Annotated in this window: 20 protein-coding genes and 1 tRNA gene; 15 read left to right on the forward strand and 6 right to left on the reverse strand. The window is 57.5% G+C overall.

What is annotated here, in order from left to right:
* Positions 1-14 precede the first annotated feature (14 nt).
* Positions 15-1,727 carry a 30S ribosomal protein S1 gene (gene rpsA / locus AC0V6N_RS04345; RefSeq protein ID WP_486170365.1) on the reverse strand — a complete coding sequence of 571 codons (1,713 nt, stop codon included), beginning with the start codon at positions 1,725-1,727 and terminating at the stop codon, positions 15-17.
* A 289-nt stretch (positions 1,728-2,016) separates the two neighbouring features.
* Between rpsA and AC0V6N_RS04350 the strand changes: the two genes are divergently transcribed.
* Positions 2,017-2,574: a hypothetical protein gene (locus AC0V6N_RS04350; RefSeq protein WP_486170366.1), complete on the forward strand. Its 558-nt coding sequence runs from the start codon at positions 2,017-2,019 to the stop codon at positions 2,572-2,574.
* A gap of 2 nt (positions 2,575-2,576) precedes the next feature.
* Here the strand turns inward: AC0V6N_RS04350 and cmk are convergent, their stop codons facing one another.
* The 4 genes from cmk to aroA are packed head-to-tail and all read right to left on the reverse strand — an operon-like array spanning position 2,577 to position 5,040.
* Entirely contained in the window at positions 2,577-3,215 is a 639-nt protein-coding gene (gene cmk, locus AC0V6N_RS04355) for a (d)CMP kinase (protein ID WP_486170367.1), read from the reverse strand.
* The gene (locus tag AC0V6N_RS04360) at positions 3,212-3,454 is read right to left on the reverse strand and encodes a hypothetical protein (protein WP_486170368.1); all 243 of its coding nucleotides are present in this window, start codon (positions 3,452-3,454) and stop codon (positions 3,212-3,214) included. Before AC0V6N_RS04360 ends, cmk begins: the two co-directional genes overlap by 4 nt.
* A gap of 3 nt (positions 3,455-3,457) precedes the next feature.
* Complete coding sequence (locus AC0V6N_RS04365; protein ID WP_486170369.1) at positions 3,458-3,727, reverse strand: CBU_0592 family membrane protein; 270 nt, start codon at positions 3,725-3,727, stop codon at positions 3,458-3,460.
* Positions 3,724-5,040 (reverse strand): 3-phosphoshikimate 1-carboxyvinyltransferase, encoded by a 1,317-nt coding sequence (aroA, locus tag AC0V6N_RS04370; RefSeq protein ID WP_486170370.1) that lies wholly within the window; start codon positions 5,038-5,040, stop codon positions 3,724-3,726. Before aroA ends, AC0V6N_RS04365 begins: the two co-directional genes overlap by 4 nt.
* Positions 5,041-5,199: 159 nt before the next feature.
* Between aroA and AC0V6N_RS04375 the strand changes: the two genes are divergently transcribed.
* From AC0V6N_RS04375 to AC0V6N_RS04435, 13 genes are all read left to right on the forward strand, one after another.
* Entirely contained in the window at positions 5,200-5,538 is a 339-nt protein-coding gene (locus AC0V6N_RS04375; protein ID WP_486170371.1) for a TIGR02300 family protein, read from the forward strand.
* A 137-nt stretch (positions 5,539-5,675) separates the two neighbouring features.
* Positions 5,676-5,751: transfer RNA gene (locus AC0V6N_RS04380), tRNA-Ala, on the forward strand.
* A gap of 118 nt (positions 5,752-5,869) precedes the next feature.
* A complete protein-coding gene (ffh, locus tag AC0V6N_RS04385; protein WP_486170372.1) occupies positions 5,870-7,375 on the forward strand; it encodes a signal recognition particle protein in 1,506 nt (501 codons plus the stop codon).
* Between the two features lie 46 nt (positions 7,376-7,421).
* Positions 7,422-7,970, forward strand: coding sequence for a 30S ribosomal protein S16 (gene rpsP, locus AC0V6N_RS04390; RefSeq protein ID WP_486170373.1), 549 nt, complete (start codon positions 7,422-7,424; stop codon positions 7,968-7,970).
* 54 nt (positions 7,971-8,024) lie between these two features.
* Positions 8,025-8,516 (forward strand): ribosome maturation factor RimM, encoded by a 492-nt coding sequence (gene rimM, locus AC0V6N_RS04395; protein ID WP_486172420.1) that lies wholly within the window; start codon positions 8,025-8,027, stop codon positions 8,514-8,516.
* A gap of 4 nt (positions 8,517-8,520) precedes the next feature.
* A complete protein-coding gene (locus AC0V6N_RS04400; protein ID WP_486170374.1) occupies positions 8,521-9,090 on the forward strand; it encodes a glycine-rich domain-containing protein in 570 nt (189 codons plus the stop codon).
* On the forward strand, positions 9,090-9,932 hold the full coding sequence (locus tag AC0V6N_RS04405; RefSeq protein WP_486170375.1) for a TIGR04222 domain-containing membrane protein: 843 nt from the start codon (positions 9,090-9,092) through the stop codon (positions 9,930-9,932). Before AC0V6N_RS04400 ends, AC0V6N_RS04405 begins: the two co-directional genes overlap by 1 nt.
* Before the next feature lie 22 nt (positions 9,933-9,954).
* The gene (locus tag AC0V6N_RS04410) at positions 9,955-10,902 is read left to right on the forward strand and encodes a carbon-nitrogen hydrolase family protein (RefSeq protein ID WP_486170376.1); all 948 of its coding nucleotides are present in this window, start codon (positions 9,955-9,957) and stop codon (positions 10,900-10,902) included.
* Positions 10,899-11,261, forward strand: coding sequence for a hypothetical protein (locus AC0V6N_RS04415; RefSeq protein ID WP_486170377.1), 363 nt, complete (start codon positions 10,899-10,901; stop codon positions 11,259-11,261). The genes AC0V6N_RS04410 and AC0V6N_RS04415 overlap by 4 nt, the downstream gene beginning before the upstream one ends.
* A gap of 108 nt (positions 11,262-11,369) precedes the next feature.
* Positions 11,370-11,759 (forward strand): hypothetical protein, encoded by a 390-nt coding sequence (locus AC0V6N_RS04420; RefSeq protein ID WP_486170378.1) that lies wholly within the window; start codon positions 11,370-11,372, stop codon positions 11,757-11,759.
* Positions 11,756-12,505, forward strand: a complete 750-nt coding sequence (gene trmD / locus AC0V6N_RS04425; protein WP_486170379.1) for a tRNA (guanosine(37)-N1)-methyltransferase TrmD — start codon at positions 11,756-11,758, stop codon at positions 12,503-12,505. Before AC0V6N_RS04420 ends, trmD begins: the two co-directional genes overlap by 4 nt.
* A complete protein-coding gene (gene rplS / locus AC0V6N_RS04430) occupies positions 12,502-12,870 on the forward strand; it encodes a 50S ribosomal protein L19 (protein WP_486170380.1) in 369 nt (122 codons plus the stop codon). The genes trmD and rplS overlap by 4 nt, the downstream gene beginning before the upstream one ends.
* Before the next feature lie 126 nt (positions 12,871-12,996).
* Positions 12,997-15,222 carry a S9 family peptidase gene (locus AC0V6N_RS04435; protein WP_486170381.1) on the forward strand — a complete coding sequence of 742 codons (2,226 nt, stop codon included), beginning with the start codon at positions 12,997-12,999 and terminating at the stop codon, positions 15,220-15,222.
* Here AC0V6N_RS04435 and AC0V6N_RS04440 read toward each other — a convergent pair.
* Positions 15,206-16,093 carry an alpha/beta fold hydrolase gene (locus tag AC0V6N_RS04440; RefSeq protein WP_486170382.1) on the reverse strand — a complete coding sequence of 296 codons (888 nt, stop codon included), beginning with the start codon at positions 16,091-16,093 and terminating at the stop codon, positions 15,206-15,208. The genes AC0V6N_RS04435 and AC0V6N_RS04440 overlap by 17 nt on opposite strands.
* A 73-nt stretch (positions 16,094-16,166) precedes the next feature.
* On the opposite strand from AC0V6N_RS04440, the gene AC0V6N_RS04445 reads away from it, so the two are divergent.
* A complete protein-coding gene (locus tag AC0V6N_RS04445; protein WP_486170383.1) occupies positions 16,167-17,192 on the forward strand; it encodes an aspartate-semialdehyde dehydrogenase in 1,026 nt (341 codons plus the stop codon).
* Positions 17,193-17,194 lie beyond the last annotated feature (2 nt).

Raw genomic sequence — 17,194 nt, forward strand, 5'->3', positions numbered from 1 at the left:
AAGCGGCGTGACGATCAGTCTTCGTCTTTGCCCTTGAGCGCTTCGCCCAGGATGTCGCCAAGCGATGCGCCTGAATCGGATGAACCGAACTGCTGCACTGCTTCCTTCTCTTCGGCGATCTGACGCGCTTTGATTGAGAAGTTTGGCTTTTTCGAACGGTCGAAACCGGTGACCATCGCATCGACTTTCGCGCCAACCTGGAAACGGTCAGGACGCTGCTCGTCGCGGTCACGACCGAGATCCGAACGCTTGATGAAGCCGGTTGCGCCATCGTCGCCAACTTGCACTTCGAGGCCGCCATCGCGAACTTCGAGAACGGTGACAGTGACGGTCTGGTTTTTACGAAGTGAGCCAGCTGCTGCTGCGCCTGCTTCGGTAGGAGCGCCCTTTTCGAGCTGCTTCATGCCGAGGCTGATGCGTTCTTTCTCAACGTCAACGTCGAGAACAACGGCTTTGACTTCTTCGCCCTTGCGGTGAAGCGCCAATGCGTCTTCGCCAGAGATACCCCAAGCGATGTCTGACATATGGACCATGCCATCCACGTCGCCGTCGAGGCCGATGAACAGACCAAACTCGGTCGCGTTCTTGACTTCGCCAACGACTTCCGCGCCGATTGGGAACTTCTCTGCGAATTCGTCCCATGGGTTGCGCTGAGCCTGCTTAAGGCCAAGCGAGATACGACGCTTGTCGCTGTCAACCTCGAGGACCATGACTTCGACTTCTTGCGAAGTGCTGACGATCTTACCAGGGTGAACGTTCTTCTTGGTCCAGCTCATTTCAGAGACGTGGACAAGACCTTCGATACCAGGCTCAAGCTCAACAAAGGCACCATATTCGGTGATGTTGGTGACGTGGCCGGTCAGTTTCGCGTCCACTGGGTACTTAGCTGCAACGCCATCCCATGGATCGCTTTCCAGCTGCTTCATGCCGAGCGAGATACGCTGGGTTTCGGCATTGATGCGCACGATCTGAACCGTCACCGTGTCGCCAATGGCGATCACTTCGCTTGGGTGGTTGACGCGCTTGTAGCTCATGTCAGTGACGTGCAGCAGGCCGTCGATCCCGCCCAAGTCAACAAACGCACCGTAATCGGTGATGTTCTTGACGACGCCTTCGATGACTTGGCCTTCTGCCAGATCATTGATCAGTTCGCTGCGCTGTTCTGCGCGGGTTTCTTCAAGAACGGCACGGCGTGAAACAACGATGTTGCCGCGGCGACGGTCCATTTTGAGGATTTGGAAAGGCTGAGGCACTTCCATCAGCGGGGTCACATCGCGCACAGGGCGGATATCGACTTGGCTGCCGGGAAGGAAGGCTACTGCGCCGTCGAGATCGACGGTGAAGCCACCTTTGACGCGGCCAAAGATGCGGCCTTCAACGCGGACGCCTTCGCCAAATTCATTTTCGAGTTTGTCCCAAGCGGCTTCGCGGCGGGCGCGGTCGCGGCTGAGCATGGCTTCGCCATCAGCGTTTTCAACGCGGTCAACATAGACTTCGACTTCGTCACCGACCGACAGGCCGTGATCGTCTTCGCCGCGTGAAAATTCTTTGAGATTGACGCGGCCTTCGCTTTTGAGACCTACGTCGATTACGGCATGTCCTGCTTCGATTGCAGTGATGGTGCCCATGACGACACGGCCTTCAAAGCCATCTTCGCCGGCGCCGCCGAGTTGTTCGTTAAGGAGCGCTTCGAAATCGTCGCGCGTTGGGTTAGGTGCAGTTGCCATAAGGTTTGGCGTTTCCTGTTTTCGTTTTGCTACCGGCCACCGGTTTATCCGGGGTCTTAAACTGCCTCCCTCGCACCATTGCGCGGGCTAGCAGGGCAAGAGGCCGTCACTCTCCGCACAGCCGAATGCTGAGGCGAAGGTTCATTTCCATACGAAGATGCAAGCGAACGGGCGCGCGCCTAGCGGGGAAAGCGCGCAAAGGCAAGGTATTTGCGTTGGTGTAAGGGTTTTCTAACCCCCGGCCGATAACACGACAGCATTCAGTTTCGGCATAGATAATGAGGCTAACGTGCAGGGTTTCGCAAAACGTTCAACGACAGTTTTAGGTGTGAGCGCATTGGCGGCGCTTGTTTCGGCATGCGGCGGTCATGGGCCGAACACTTATCTGATGCCCAAAGAGGCAGTGATCGCGAAGCTTGAAAATGCGGAGCGCTCATTCAGCTTTTTCGGTGACAAAGACGCTCGTGAGATCAAGTCAACCAGCCGCAGCGGCGATGCCGTCTCGGTCAATGTTCGCTACACGACAGGGGCGCTGGGCACACATCGTTGCAAAGCGATTGTTGAGGCGATTGATGAGGATTGGACGCGTGTGACCCCTGAATGCCCGGCAAGCGGCGGCGCAGAGGCAAAGGTTCAGGCCGAAATCTCAGAGATGCAGGTTGATGAATTTGTGATCGCCGTGCTCCACGATCGCGAAGTCGACTCCAGCATGGTTCTCAAGCGCACGAGCGCCGTTGCAATCGACAATATTGGCGAGATGGCGAACGAGGCCAATGCGGAAGCGGCTGCGATTGAGCGCATTAAGGCGCAAGATAGCGGTTGGCGCGATGACGGGTCGAACTGGTAAGCCTAACCGCTTTCCAAAGCCTGCTCGACCGCTTCGAGTACCATTTCAAACGCAGCATCGCGTTCAAACTCAGTTGTATCGATGATCAGCGCGTCGGGCGCAGCCTTTAGGGGCGCGTCGGCGCGGTTGATGTCGCGTGCATCGCGTTTGACCACGTCCTTTTCGATCTCGCTGAGGGGGATTTCTTCCTCGTGGCCAATGTGGTTGTCTATCATCTCAAGCCACCGGCGGCGCGCGCGGGCCTGAACGCTGGCGGTGATGAAGAGTTTCACATCGGCGTCAGGCGCAATGACTGTTCCGATATCGCGCCCGTCCAACACAGCGCCGCCGGGTTGCTCAGCAAAGGCGCGCTGGCGTTCAAACAGAGCTTTGCGCACGCCGGGATGCACAGAGACGCGGCTAGCCAATCCGCCCGTTTCTTCGGTGCGAAGGTTCTCATCCTCCATCAATTCATCCGGAAAAGCGCAGGCAGCCAGCGCGTCCTCTGGATTGTCAGGATCGCCTCCATTCAAGGCCACCTGCCGCCCAACCGCGCGATAAAGCAGCCCGGTATCAAGGCACGGCACGCCCAGATGCGCTGCCAGCCTTTTGGCAATCGTTCCTTTGCCGGAAGCTGTGGGGCCATCAACGGCGATAATCATGAGAAGATATCCTTGACCTTTTTGGCAGAGGGCACGCGCTTTTCATTCGATTTCCAGCGGTAGTGAAGAACCAGCAAGGCTCCAGCCGCGATCACGATGCTCCCGGCAAGTTCAATCCAAAACTGCGTCCCTTCGCTCCTGACAAATGCGGCAATAATCGCGCCGCCAAACAGGATTATCCCAGCGAGGATACGCCGCATAAGCGGTGTCCGACCAAGCTGAAGTCCAGTGCGAAGCATGAATTACGTTGTGTCGCTGCTCCGCTTCATGCGCAAGGCTTTTACCAGCCCAAAAATCGCAATCGCTGCCCAAAACCCTTCGAGCACAAGGCTCGGCCAATTGGTGTGCACTACCAGCGATATGGTGAGCAGCGCAGCGCCTGTCAGATTGGTTCCGTGTAGTATGTAAGGGTTGGGCTCATCGACATAGGTCAAATAGGCATAGGCCCCGATAATGCAGGCGGTGCCGAAAAAGCCGATGATTGAGTAGATGTCGAGGGCTGTGCCAGTCATGAGGCTGCGCTTTCGAGCAATTCCATAAAAGTCGGGAAGCTTGTTGCGATAGGAGAGGTATCGTCGACCTCGACTCCGTCCTTACTGACGAGGCCCGCGATGGCCATGCTCATCGCGATGCGGTGGTCTAGATGGGTGGTGATGGGTGCATTGGCGGTGCCGCGCAACTGATCGCCGCCGGTCCCTTCGATCTCAAGCCCGTCTTCCAACTCCGTGACGCGCGCACCTGCCGCGGTGAGCGCAGTGGCCATCGCGGCCAAGCGGTCGCTTTCTTTAACGCGTAATTCTTCAAGTCCGTTGGTGCGGGTTGTGCCTGTTGCTTGCGAGGCGGCGACGAAAAGCACGGGGAATTCGTCGATCATCGAAGGCGCAAGGGCGGGGTCAACGTCGATGCCACTAAGCGCCGAGTGCTTTACCCGAAGATCCGCGACAGGCTCTCCGCCAACCTCACGCGGGTTCAGCTCCTCGATGGAGCCGCCCATCTGCTTGAGCACAGTGACAATGCCAGCGCGGGTCGGGTTTAGGCCGACATTCTCGATCACAAGGTCGCTTCCCGGCACCAGCAAAGCGGCAACGATAAAGAATGCAGCGGAAGAAGGGTCGCCAGGAACGACAACATCCATCGGCTTAAGGTCAGCCTCGCCGTGGATGCTGATTATGCGCTCCCCGTTCTCCTCGCCAACTTCGAGCTGCGCACCAAAGCCCGTGAGCATCCGTTCCGTATGGTCGCGTGTGGGCACAGGCTCGATCACGCGGGTGATGCCCGGCGTGTTGAGGCCTGATAGCAGCACTGCGCTTTTCACCTGAGCGCTGGCAACAGGCAGGCGGTAAGTGATCGGTACGGCAGGCGATGCACCGCGCAGCATGCAGGGCAGGGTGCCGCCGGGTGACGCCTCAAAACTCGCGCCCATTTGGCTAAGCGGATCAATCACGCGGTTCATTGGGCGACCCGACAGGCTCGCATCGCCAATAAAGGTAGCGGTGATGCCGTGGCTAGCGAGAAGGCCCATCATCAGGCGTGTAGAGGTGCCCGAATTGCCCATGTCGAGCGCTTGTTTCGGCTCAAGCAGACTGCCGAGCCCCGCGCCATGCACGCGCCAAGTGCCATCGTCTTCGCGCACAATGTCAGCGCCCAGCTGGCGCATAGCAGCAGCGGTGGCGAGCACGTCTTCGCCTTCGAGCAAACCCGAAATGCGGCTTTCGCCCACGGCAAGGCCGCCAAACATCAAAGAGCGGTGGCTAATCGACTTGTCGCCGGGGACACGCAATCGCCCGGTAAGGGCGGTGGAAGAGGCAAAGGTATGGCTTGTCATATCGAGGCGGGTCTTTGACAGCGCCTTGTCGCTATGGCAAGGCGCCGCGACTTTGTGGGAACGGAGACTTGATTCCGGCAATTCCCAGTCCCAATACAGTGCCGTAATTGATGGCTCGCCGCTGACATGCGGGCCAAGACTAGCTTTAAGGATTTTCGAATGGCCAAGCCAGAATGGGGTACAAAACGCACCTGCCCCAAATGCGGAGAACGCTTTTACGACCTCGGCAAAGATGAGCCGGTGACATGCATTGAGTGCGGCGAGGAATGGTATCCTGAGCCTGTGCTCAAGTCGAAACAGCCGATTCCGCTTGATGAAGTGAAGAAGAAAGACGGCGAGGCTGATAGCGATCTTGGCGGCGATGATGACGATGAGCTGAAAGACATCGAAAACATCGACGACGATGACGATTCGCCTGACAACGACGTAGACCTTGGCGGTGATGACGATCTTGGCGTCACCAAAGGCAAGGGCGACGACGAAGGCGACGAGACCTAATTTTTTCGCAGCCAGCGAGTGACGCTGGTATCGCTGCACAAATTTCTTGCGTTTCGCGGGGGCCGGTCTTAAAGCGCCGGCTCCTTGCGATAGCAGGGGCAAAGCTCTATTTTTGATAGGGCGCAAATTGATGGCAAGGGGCCTTAGCTCAGCTGGGAGAGCGCAACACTGGCAGTGTTGAGGTCAGCGGTTCGATCCCGCTAGGCTCCACCATCAAGCAAAATCAGTCGGACGTCTGTCGAGGATTTCCGCACGCTGGCCGACGAGGTTTCGTCCGCCGGCGCTTTTCGCGTTTATTCCGGATCAACGTCTGGAAGAGGAGTTAGAGACGATGTTTGACAATCTGTCCGACCGCTTAGGCGGCGTCTTTGACAAGCTCAAAGGGCGCGGTTCACTATCCGAACAGGATGTGCGTGACGCGATGCGCGAAGTGCGCGTTGCTCTGCTTGAGGCAGACGTTGCGCTCCCGGTTGCTCGCCGCTTTATTGATGCGGTGACTGAAAAGGCCGTGGGCGCAGAAGTGCTCAAATCGGTCAAGCCGGGCCAGCAAGTCGTCAAAATCGTGCATGACGAACTCGTCGCGATGCTTTCGGGCGAAGCGGGCGAGGAAGTCAGCGAAGGCCTGAACCTCGAAGCCAAACCTCCTGTTGTTGTGATGATGGTGGGTCTGCAAGGCTCGGGTAAAACCACCACCACGGCAAAGCTCGGCAAAATGCTGCGGGAAAAGCATGGCAAGAAAGCCATGATGGCCTCGCTCGACGTGAACCGTCCGGCAGCGCAAGAACAGCTCGCTGTTTTAGGTGAGCAGGTTGATGTCTCAACCTTGCCAATTGTCTCAGGCCAGCAGCCTGTCGATATTGCCCGCCGCGCAATGGAGAGCGCGAAGCTCCAGAATTTTGACGTCCTGCTGCTCGATACTGCAGGCCGTTTGCACGTAGACGAAGCCTTGATGGCGGAGATGAAGGCGGTCAGCCAAGTCTCCGCGCCAACCGAAGTGCTGCTCGTGGTCGACTCGCTCACGGGTCAGGACGCGGTGAACGTTGCGCAAAGCTTCTCTGGCGAAGTGCCGCTAACCGGTGTGGTCCTAACCCGGATGGACGGCGATGCGCGCGGCGGTGCAGCGCTTTCGATGCGCGCTGTCACAGGCAAACCGATCAAATTTGCAGGTACGGGCGAAAAACTCGACGCGATCGAACCCTTCCGCCCCGGATCAGTTGCCGACCGCATCCTTGGCATGGGCGATGTTGTTAGCCTCGTTGAAAAGGCCGCGGCGACGATCAAAGAAGACGAAGCGGCCAAGCTCGCTGAGAACTTTGAAAAGGGCAAATTCGACCTCAATGATCTGCGTATGCAGTTGAAGCAAATGCAGAATATGGGTGGCCTCGGAATGCTGGCGGGCATGATGCCGGGCATGAAGAAGGCCAAAGCGGCGATGGCGGCCTCCAACATGGACGACAAGGTTTTGGTTCATATGGATGCGATCATCGGCTCTATGACTGTCAAAGAACGCGCAAACCCCAATCTGATGAATGCCAAGCGTAAAAAGCGCGTGGCAGCAGGCAGTGGCACCGATGTGCAATCGGTCAACAAACTGCTGAAAATGCATCAGGAAATGGGCCGCGCGATGAAGCAGATTAAGAAGATGGGCGGCCTGAAAGGCCTAGCAGCCATGTTCGGTGGCGGCGGTGCTGGCGGCCCAATGGGTGGGATGCCTGATCTGGGCGGACCCGGAGGTCCAGCAGGTGGATTGCCCGGTTTGGGCGGGCCCGGTGCCATGGGAGGTGGCGGAATGCCTCCCGGTCTTCCCGGCCTTGGCGGACCCAAAGGTAAGAAATAGATTTTTGAATTGAATACAGATATTTACACTTGAAAGGTGACTGAAAATGGCAATTGCACTTAGGCTTTCGCGCGGTGGCGCAAAGAAGCGTCCTTACTACCGCATCGTGGCTGCTGACAGCCGCGCTCCGCGTGATGGTAAATACCTTGAGCAGATCGGCACATACAACCCGCTGCTCGCCAAGGATGACGAAAAGCGCGTAACCCTCAACGAAGATCGTGCGCGTTACTGGCTCGGCGTTGGCGCTCAGCCTTCTGACCGTGTTCTGCGCTTCCTGGATGCTGCTGGCATTCAAGAGCGTGAAGCGCGCAACAATCCTCAGAAAGCAGAGCCAGGCGAGAAGGCCAAGGAACGCGCTGAAGAGAAGGCTGAAAAGGCCAAGGAAGCTGAAGAAGCGGCCAAGGCTGCAGCAGAGGCTCCCGCTGAAGAGCCAGCAGCTGAGGAAACTCCAGCTGAAGAAGCTCCTGCAGAAGCAACCCCTGCTGAAGAAGCTGCGGCTGAAGACGGTCCTGCTGCTGGTGATGATGTTGCTGAAGAAGCAGCTGCCGAAGAAGCGCCTGCTGAAGAAGCAGTCGAAGAAAAGGCTGAGGACTAAGACCCCTCAGTGGCGAAAGCGCCTGACAGTCAACGCAAAGACGTGGGCACCGGGATGGTGGAATTGGCCGCCATCACCGGTGCCCACGGCGTTGCAGGCGAGGTTCGCCTAAAATTGCTCGGCGACGGGATCGAAGCCTTGCGCCAGCATAAGAGCTTTAACGACGGCACTCTGAAGCTCAAAAAAGTCCGCTCGGACAATAAAGGCGGAGCGATCGCACGCTTTGCCGATGTACAAGGGCGCGAGGCTGCGGAGAAGCTGCGCGGCACCGTGCTCACGATCATGCGCGACGACCTGCCCGAACTTGCCGAAGACGAATATTATCACGCTGATCTTATCGGCCTGTCGGTAGAAACAGACGCTGGCGAGACAATTGGCAGTATCACCGCCGTGCAAAACTTTGGCGCGACCGACATCATCGAAATCCTGCTCGACCCACCGCCTGCCAAGGGCATGAAGAGCATCATGGTCCCCATGACCAAGGCGGCCGTGATCGAATGGGACGCCACAAGACTTGTGATTTCCAAGGATTTCGCCGACCAATAGCGCCATGAGCGCGGGGGCAACATTTGAAACAAGCGAGCTGTGGCAGCGTCTTGGCGCTTACGAGATCGGGCCGGATGGCGCTGACTTGAGCTTTCCCGCGCGTCTTTCCCGCGAAAACGGGTGGGAGGATGACTACACCGCTCGCACGCTCAACGAATACAAGCGCTTTTGCTATCTCGCCTGTACTGCCGGGCAGGAGGTCACGCCTTCTGATGCGGTGGATCAGGTTTGGCACCTCCACCTTACCTATAGCCGCGATTATTGGCAGACATTCTGCCCCGACATCCTGCAATCAGACCTCCATCATGGGCCTACGGCAGGCGGTAAGATTGAGCGCGCTAGGTACTACGATCAATATGCTTCCACCTTGGCCGTTTATGAGGAAACATTCGGAGAGCCTCCGCCCAGCGACATCTGGCCTAGTGTAAAACGCCGCTTTGGCGTCGATCCGATGGGGCTGCGCGTTAATCCATCTGATGTTATGATCCTCGACAGGCAAACGGCCATTTTGGGCGCAATCGGTTGGATTGCGCTGGGAATAGCGATCGCGGTCTTGGCAGGAGTGCTTTTGTGATGGAAATTTTTGGCTCCTACACTGGCCCTGAATTCCTCGTTTTTTACGTGGTCATGCTTGCGACCTGCGTTTTCGTCGGTCTTTGGATCCCTGCAAACCTGCGTCCTGAAGGAAAATCGGGTGAAGCCAACGGTGTGGAAGAGATCGCGGTTCTGTCAGGCGGAGCCACCCAGCACGCAACTGCGCTGCTCGCCGACTTGTTCGCGCAAGGCGCGCTTGAGGATGCCGATAAGGGGCGTTTGCGCGTCATCCGCCCGGAGCTGGAGACTAACGCTGCCAGTGGTTCGATCCTGAGTGAGATTGGGGCGCTCAAATTGTCGCATGTCAAAGCGACCCTGAAAGCGCACGCGCTTGAGATTGAGACCAAGTTGATCGAGCGCGGCCTGCTGATGGATCAAGGGCAGCGTGTGATATTACGCTTCCTCTCTGCGCTGCCTTACTTGGTGTTGCTCGTCATCGGCATGTACCGGCAAGGCGCTGGCCAAGCAGCCGGAGAACCGACTGGGTTCCTGGTGGTGCTGTTGATCGCCACTCTGCTGTTCGCCGCGATCCGCCTGTTCCGGCTCAACCCGCGCACGATGGCGGGAAATGAGGCTCTGCGCGATCTGGAGCTTGCCAACAGCCGCATCCAACGCGCGCCGCAATCCTCGGAGGCTGGCATGGCCGTCGCTATCTTTGGCACAGGCGTATTGGTGGGCACGCCGTGGGAGCCGGTCCATGCTGCGCGGCAGGCGGGCTTTGCCGGCGGGAGTGGGGGCGATTCAGGAGATCACGGCAGCGACGGCGGTGACGGTGGCGGCAATGGGGGCTGCGGCGGAGGATGTGGTGGTTGCGGGGGCTGAATTCCCGGCCTAAGCGGCTCCGATGACAACCCTAAATGTAACAATTTGCCAAGCCGCCCCGATCCCGCTCGACTTTACCGGAGGGATTGAAAAGGCCACGCGTCTTTCCGGCGAGGCCATTGAAGGTGGCGCGCAGTTTGTGGCGTTTGGGGAGACGTTTCTAGGAGGCTATCCGTTATGGCTGGATGAGGCTCCGGGCGCGGCGCTGTGGGATCATCCGGGGACCAAGGCGTGCCACCAGATCATGCTCGACAATGCGATTGTGCCGGGTGATGAGCGGCTGCTGCCCTTGCAAGAGCTATGCGATGAGAGCGGCGCGTGCATTTCGCTGGGCGCGCATGAGCGGGTTCGCCAGAGCCTGTACAACAATCAACTCCTCTTCCGACCCGGCCTGCCGCCACTCGATCACCGTAAGCTGGTGCCAACCCATGGCGAGCGCCTGATCTGGATGCGCGGCGATGGCTCGACTTTGGGTGTGCATGAGGCTGAGTGGGGCCGGGCAGGCAATTTGATCTGCTGGGAGCACTGGATGCCGCTCGCCCGCGCAGCGATGCACAATCTGGGTGAAAGCGTCCACGTCGCCGCTTGGCCCACCGTGCGCGAAGAATATGCTCTCGCCTCACGACATTATGCCATGGAAGGGCGCTGCTTTGTTCTCGCTGCTGGGCTTGTGCAGAACAAGTCGGACTTGTTTGAGGGGCTGGATCGGGTCGGTGGTTCACCAGAGGCAGAGGAACTGTTCAACGCTATCGAAAGCGACGTGCTGAACAAAGGCGGCTCCATGATTATCGCCCCCGATGCGCGGGTGCTGGCGAAAGCGGGCGAGGGCGAGGAAATCCTCCACGCTCAGCTGGATCTGAGCGAGATCGGGCAGGGGCTGGCGAGCCTCGACACCGACGGCCACTATTCGCGGCCCGATGTGTTTGAGCTCAACGTCGATACGCGGGCGAAGGATGGGGTGAATTGGTGAAAATAGTCGCACTAGTCACAGTGATCACTCTGGCCATGCTCACTGTGATCGTTCTTTGCTGCGTGTTTCTGAAAGACCGGAGCCGTCAGAAAGAGCGCGCGCTACTAAGTAACGGTCTTTTTTTGCCGCTAATCAGCCTTTGGGTTCTGTGGGAACTGCTGGCAGCAACAGCGCCTGATGACCAGCCAGTCGGAGTGGAAACGTTTCAGACCACTGTCTTGAAGTGGCTCATCATCGGGACACCGATTGTGATAGTCTATGGTTTGCTCTTGACCCATTTCACATTCGAGAGAGTTAGACGTCTTCTGATTGATTTTGGAGTTATTGAGTTGGACGAAACGTCTGGCGACAAAGAATGACCTTCTCCGCCCAATTCTTCATTCTCTACGCTGAGATGTTCCCCCGCTCGCTCGGACAGTCTCTGGTGGGCAGAGTGCTCGCGCGCGTGGATTAGTTGAGGACGAAGGATGGGGCTCTTTTCAACTCGCAGCGTTCCACCTTTCGACATTGTGGCGGCCAAGGATTTCGTCCTTTGGGTGATACGGGAGGACTTCGGGATAAGCGACGCTACGTTGGAAAGTGCTCTGGACCAAGATTTAGAGATCATTGGTGATGACGTTGACGATTTTGCCGCGGTATTGGCCGCAAAATATGGTCAATGGGTGTTCGATTGGCCTTGGGAGAGGTTCGTATGTCTCGATGAAGCCGTTCCTATTATGGCTCCCTTTGCCGCAGTGTGGGACTTTCTACGCCTTCCTTGGCGTAAGACAGCCATTCCACGAAAGCCGGTGCTTGAGCGTTTGACGTTAGCGCACATTGCAATTGTTCTCGAACATGGCGAATGGATCGACCCATGACCTTCGCCGCTCAAATCCTCACCCTTTACCCTGAGATGTTCCCTGGCTCGCTCGGCCAATCGCTGGCAGGTAAGGCGTTGGAGCGCGGGGATTGGTCTTTCGAGACGGTGAACCCGCGCGACTTTGCGACGGACAAGCATCGCAAGGTTGATGATACGCCTGCGGGTGGCGGGGCAGGATTGGTGCTCAAGGCAGATATTCTCGGCAAAGCGGTCGATTACGCGATTGCGCGCCAGCCTGACACGCCAATTCTCGCCATGACCCCGCGGGGCAAGCCCATCACGCAGGCCCGAATTCGCGAGATCGCCAGCGGCACAGGTGTTACCATCCTGTGTGGCCGGTTCGAAGGGTTTGATGAGCGGCTTTTCGAAGCGCGCCCTCAAATCGAGCAGGTCAGCCTTGCAGACATTGTTCTTTCAGGCGGAGAGCCCGCCGCGCTCGCCATACTTGATGCTTGCATTCGGCTGCTTCCCGGCGTAATGGGCGCGGCTTCTAGTGGGACTGAGGAGTCGTTTGAGGACGGCCTTCTCGAGTACCCGCAATTTACCCGACCTCAGGAATGGGAAGGGCGCACGATCCCCGAAGTGCTGCGATCTGGGGATCATGCGAAGGTGGAAGCTTGGCGTAAAGCGCAGGCGGAAGCTGACACTAGGTTACGCAGGCCGGACCTTTGGGAACGTTATAATGACGTTCGGGACCAGTCTGCCTCTGGCGCGCGGCGAGAAAAAAAGGACACGGACCAGTGAACCTGATCCAGCAAATCGAAGCCGAAGAAATCGGCAAGATTGAAAAAGAAATTCCAGATTTCCGCGCGGGCGACACCGTTCGCGTCGGCGTGAAGGTGAAGGAAGGCACGCGTGAGCGTATCCAGAACTTCGAAGGCGTTGTAATCGCTCGTTCAAACCGCAGCATCAACTCCAACTTCACCGTTCGCAAAATCAGTTTTGGTGAAGGCGTGGAACGTGTGTTCCCACTCTACGCGCCGATCGTCGACAGCATCACTGTGGTTCGCCGCGGTGTCGTGCGTCGTGCGAAGCTTTACTATCTGCGTGGCCGCACCGGTAAGCGTGCGCGTATCGCCGAACGCCGGGACAACACGCCTAAGAGCTAAGTCTCGAATAAGCGAAATCATGAAAGGGCGGCTCCTGTGGGGTCGCCCTTTTTCGTTGCGCGCTCTTGCCAAGATCGCGCGCGATTGCGAGTGATATGTCAATCCAAAAGAAGGCACTGCTTCACCATGCGTTTGACCCTGTTTGCAGCCGCTGCTGCCACTCTCCTTTCCACTCCTGCATTAGCGGATGACCATATGACCCAAGGTTCGCCCGAACTCACTTTTGAGCGCGTCTTTGCCTCGCCCAGTTTGAATGGTCCTGCACCGCGTCAGGCGAAGTTTTCGCCCGATGGTCGCTATCTCACACTGCTTCGCAATCGTGAGGATGATCGCCAGCGCTATGACCTATGGGGCTTCGATATAGAGGCGCAGGAATGGCGTATGCTGGTCGATAGTGAGGCTTTGGGCACGGGCCGCGAACTATCCGAAGACGAAAAGATGCAGCGCGAACGCGCGCGGGTCGGAAACCTCTCAGGCATCATCTCTTATCAATGGGCAAGCGATGCGAGCGGTGTACTCGTGCCTCTGGATGGTGATCTGTATTTCGCGAAACTTGATGGCGAAGTCACCCGGTTGACCGATACGGAGGAAAGCGAGTTGAACCCCGCACTGTCCCCCAAATCACGCTATGTCTCTTTCGTACGCGACCGGCAGCTTTGGGTAGGTGAAGTTGGCGAAGAGGCTGCTCCGATCACTCCCAAGGAAGACGACACAATCCGCTGGGGAGAAGCTGAATTTGTTGCTCAGGAAGAGATGGGCAGGCTAACCGGATATTGGTGGAATGGTGATGACACCCGCCTTGTCGTGCAGCGCACCGATGAAAGCCCCGTTGGCATCGTGACCAGAGCCGCCATCGGCGCGACCGGCACCACCGTGTTCGACCAGCGCTATCCCGTGGCAGGCTCAGACAATGCGATTGTTGAGCTGTTCGTGATGGACCCGGATGGCGGCAACCAGGTGAAGATCGACATTGGCGAAGAGACCGACATCTATATCGCCCGCGTCGATTGGGGCACGGACGGAATGATCTATGTCCAGCGCCAGAACCGCGAACAGACCATGCTCGATATGCTCAAGGTCGATCCAGCCACGGGCGAGAGTACAATCTGGTTCACCGAAAACGCCGCGCGCGAGGAATATTGGATCAATCTTTCAGACAATTATCGCTTCCTGAAAGATGGCAGCCTGCTGTGGTGGTCCGAGCGCGATGGGTTCGGCAACTTTTACCGCTTTGACGGCAGTGACTGGCAGCGGCTTACCAGCCTCAAAGAGCCAGTCACCTCGCTGGTCGGCGTCAACGAAGACGAGAACCAGTTCTTCTACCGAGCGGTTGAAGGTGTACTCACCGAACAAGTCTACTCGGCCAGCCTATCGGGTGACGCGGGACATGAGCGTGTGACCGATCCTGCCTTCACCAATTCGGCCAGTATGGCAGGCGATGGAGAGACGCTTCTCATCAGTCGCTCTGCCACAAACCAGCCCACGCAAAGCTATCTCGCCGATGCTTCGGGAAACCGTATCACTTGGGTTGAGGAAAATGCGCTGGATGAAGGTCATCCCTATACGCCCTTCCTTTCAAGCCATGTGACGCCGGAATATGGCACGATCGAAGCAGAGGACGGCACGCCGCTCCATTACATGATGCTCAAGCCAGAGATGGAGCCGGGTAAGGAATATCCGGTGTTTTACTACCACTATTCAGGACCCGGTCCGCAGTTGGTCGACAAAGGCTGGGGCGGGGCGCTAGCGCAGGCAGTGGTGGATCGCGGCTATATCTACTTTGTGCTGGACAATCGCGGCACGGCCAATCGCGGGGTCGACTTTGAGCAACCGCTCTACCGCGCGATGGGGGGTATCGAGGTTCGCGACCAAAAACTGGGCGCTGAGTTCTTGCAAACGCTCGATTTCGTCGATGCGGAGAAGATCGCGATCTATGGTTGGTCCTATGGCGGCTATATGACGCTCAAGCAGTTGCAGGCCGATCCGGGGCTATATGCGGCCGGTATTTCGGGCGCTCCCGTTACGCGCTGGGGTCTGTATGACACGCATTACACCGAGCGTTTTATGGGCGATCCGCGCGAAGTGCCGGAGGCCTATGAAACCGCAAGCGCCATTCCCGATGCGACAAAGATCAGCGATCCGCTGTTGCTGATCCACGGCATGGCGGATGACAATGTGGTGTTTGAAAACTCATCCGAGCTGATCAGCGTCATGCAAGAGAACAATGTGCCGTTCGAGATGATGCTCTATCCCGGCTACACTCACCGCGTATCCGGCGAGCAAATCAGCCCGCATCTGTGGAACACGATGTTCCGCTTCCTTGAGAGCCACGGTGTCACGCCGCCTGAGTGAGCCACTCCAGAGCCTTTGTCGCGACCTCTTCTGGTGCTTCGACCTGAGGGTAGTGTCCGACATTGGGAATGAGGTGGTGCCGCGCATCCGGCACCACTTCGCGCCATCTGTCATAAGCGTGCTTGCCTGACACGGGATCAAGCGCACCGTTAATCAGGCCGATGTTGTCTTGAGCGCCGACCAATGCAGCTTCCCAGCGCGCTTTATGCGTGCGCCGGTCAGCAATGTAATGCAGCAGCTTGTGCATGATGCGATGGCCGTTGTTGTGAGTGATGAACTGCCAAAACTCATCCAATTCGCGCTCATCGGGTTTGGTCTGAGGGCCAAAGACTTGCGAAAAGCTTTTGCCGAATAGGTCGCGATTGTTGAGCAGGCCCAAAAGGAAGCCAAACGGCGACACGCCAACCTTTTGCATCAACACCGGGCGGTGCTGGTCGGGGAAGATACCGCCATTGAGGAACACCATCTTGCCGAGGTTTGCAGCGCCCGAACCATCTTGTTGCCGCGCGAGCAATTCCTGACCCACTGACACGCCGTAATCGTGCACCAGCGCATCAAATTCGCCGATGCCTAGATGCGCCAGAATCGCTTCTTGAAGATCGGTCTGACGGTGGATCGAATATCCGCCGCGTTCTGGTCCATTCCTGGGCTTATCCGACAGCCCAAACCCAATCATATCGCATGCGATCAATTGATGCTTTGCGCCCAAAGTCTCCCACACGGGTACCCAATCCCATGCGCAGGTTGGAAAACCATGTACCAGCAATAAAGGGCGAGCCGAAGCATCTCCGCCGGTCCAAAAGGCAATCTGGTGCCCCTGAAAGTCGAAATATTTGGCCTTTTGCTGCCAGTTCTGTGTATCGGCCTGCATGAAGTCTCCCTTGGCGAACAAGGCTAGTGGTCCTGAGTCGCCGTGCAAGCATTTTGAATTGAAGGAATAAGTGATGGGCTACCGTGTAGCAGTCGTCGGTGCGACCGGAAATGTCGGGCGCGAAATGATGCAGATCTTAGCTGAGCGTGAGTTCCCGATTGAGGAAGTCGCAGCTGTTGCCTCTGGCCGGAGCCACGGCACCGAGGTTGAATTTGGCGACACGGGTAAAATGCTCAAATGCAAAAATATTGAGCATTTTGACTGGGCAGGGTGGGACATCGCTCTGTTCGCGGCCGGCTCGGGTCCGGCTAAGGAATACGCGCCCAAGGCAGCGGCAGCAGGCTGCGTCGTGATCGACAATTCGTCGCTCTACCGGATGGAGCCAGATGTGCCGCTGATCGTGCCTGAGGTGAACCCGGACGCGATTGACGATTATTCGAAGCGCAACATCATCGCGAACCCCAATTGCTCAACCGCGCAGCTTGTTGTGGCGTTAAAGCCCTTGCACGATGCCGCTACGATCAAGCGTGTGGTTGTTTCAACCTACCAATCCGTCTCTGGCGCAGGCAAAGCGGGAATGGACGAATTGTTCGAACAATCCCGTGCAATCTTCGTCGGCGATCCCGTCGAACCAACCAAGTTCACCAAGCAAATCGCTTTCAACGTCATCCCGCATATCGACGTCTTCCTCGATGATGGTTCGACGAAGGAAGAATGGAAGATGATGGTCGAGACCAAGAAAATCCTCGACCCCAAGGTGAAGCTCAACGCGACCTGCGTACGCGTACCCGTGTTTGTCGGCCATGCAGAAGCGATCAATATCGAGTTTGAGAAAGAGCTTTCCGCAGACCAAGCGCAAGAAATCCTGCGCGAGGCGCCCGGTATCATGCTGATCGATAAGCGCGAAGACGAAGGCTATGTAACGCCCGTTGAATGCGCCGGCGATGGAGCAACCTATGTCAGCCGTGTGCGCGAAGATCCGACCGTCGAAAACGGTTTGACCCTGTGGTGCGTCTCCGACAATTTGCGCAAAGGCGCAGCGCTCAACGCTGTGCAAATTGCAGAGCTTCTGGGGCGGAGGCATTTGAAGAAGGGATAATT

This window comes from Erythrobacter sp. S57(2025), from assembly GCF_057365055.1.

Bases quoted from the DNA above. Each gene is read 5' to 3' on its own strand.
- trmD (WP_486170379.1), top strand. From the start codon at position 11,756: ATGACCTTCGCCGCTCAAATCCTCACCCTTTACCCTGAGATGTTCCCT.
- AC0V6N_RS04420 (WP_486170378.1), top strand. From the start codon at position 11,370: ATGGGGCTCTTTTCAACTCGCAGCGTTCCACCTTTCGACATTGTGGCG.
- AC0V6N_RS04400 (WP_486170374.1), top strand. From the start codon at position 8,521: ATGAGCGCGGGGGCAACATTTGAAACAAGCGAGCTGTGGCAGCGTCTT.
- AC0V6N_RS04360 (WP_486170368.1), bottom strand. From the start codon at position 3,454: ATGCTTCGCACTGGACTTCAGCTTGGTCGGACACCGCTTATGCGGCGT.
- AC0V6N_RS04375 (WP_486170371.1), top strand. From the start codon at position 5,200: ATGGCCAAGCCAGAATGGGGTACAAAACGCACCTGCCCCAAATGCGGA.
- AC0V6N_RS04440 (WP_486170382.1), bottom strand. From the start codon at position 16,093: ATGCAGGCCGATACACAGAACTGGCAGCAAAAGGCCAAATATTTCGAC.
- AC0V6N_RS04405 (WP_486170375.1), top strand. From the start codon at position 9,090: ATGGAAATTTTTGGCTCCTACACTGGCCCTGAATTCCTCGTTTTTTAC.
- AC0V6N_RS04445 (WP_486170383.1), top strand. From the start codon at position 16,167: ATGGGCTACCGTGTAGCAGTCGTCGGTGCGACCGGAAATGTCGGGCGC.
- AC0V6N_RS04365 (WP_486170369.1), bottom strand. From the start codon at position 3,727: ATGACTGGCACAGCCCTCGACATCTACTCAATCATCGGCTTTTTCGGC.
- rimM (WP_486172420.1), top strand. From the start codon at position 8,025: ATGGTGGAATTGGCCGCCATCACCGGTGCCCACGGCGTTGCAGGCGAG.
- rpsA (WP_486170365.1), bottom strand. From the start codon at position 1,727: ATGGCAACTGCACCTAACCCAACGCGCGACGATTTCGAAGCGCTCCTT.
- rpsP (WP_486170373.1), top strand. From the start codon at position 7,422: ATGGCAATTGCACTTAGGCTTTCGCGCGGTGGCGCAAAGAAGCGTCCT.
- ffh (WP_486170372.1), top strand. From the start codon at position 5,870: ATGTTTGACAATCTGTCCGACCGCTTAGGCGGCGTCTTTGACAAGCTC.
- aroA (WP_486170370.1), bottom strand. From the start codon at position 5,040: ATGACAAGCCATACCTTTGCCTCTTCCACCGCCCTTACCGGGCGATTG.
- cmk (WP_486170367.1), bottom strand. From the start codon at position 3,215: ATGATTATCGCCGTTGATGGCCCCACAGCTTCCGGCAAAGGAACGATT.
- AC0V6N_RS04410 (WP_486170376.1), top strand. From the start codon at position 9,955: ATGACAACCCTAAATGTAACAATTTGCCAAGCCGCCCCGATCCCGCTC.
- AC0V6N_RS04435 (WP_486170381.1), top strand. From the start codon at position 12,997: ATGCGTTTGACCCTGTTTGCAGCCGCTGCTGCCACTCTCCTTTCCACT.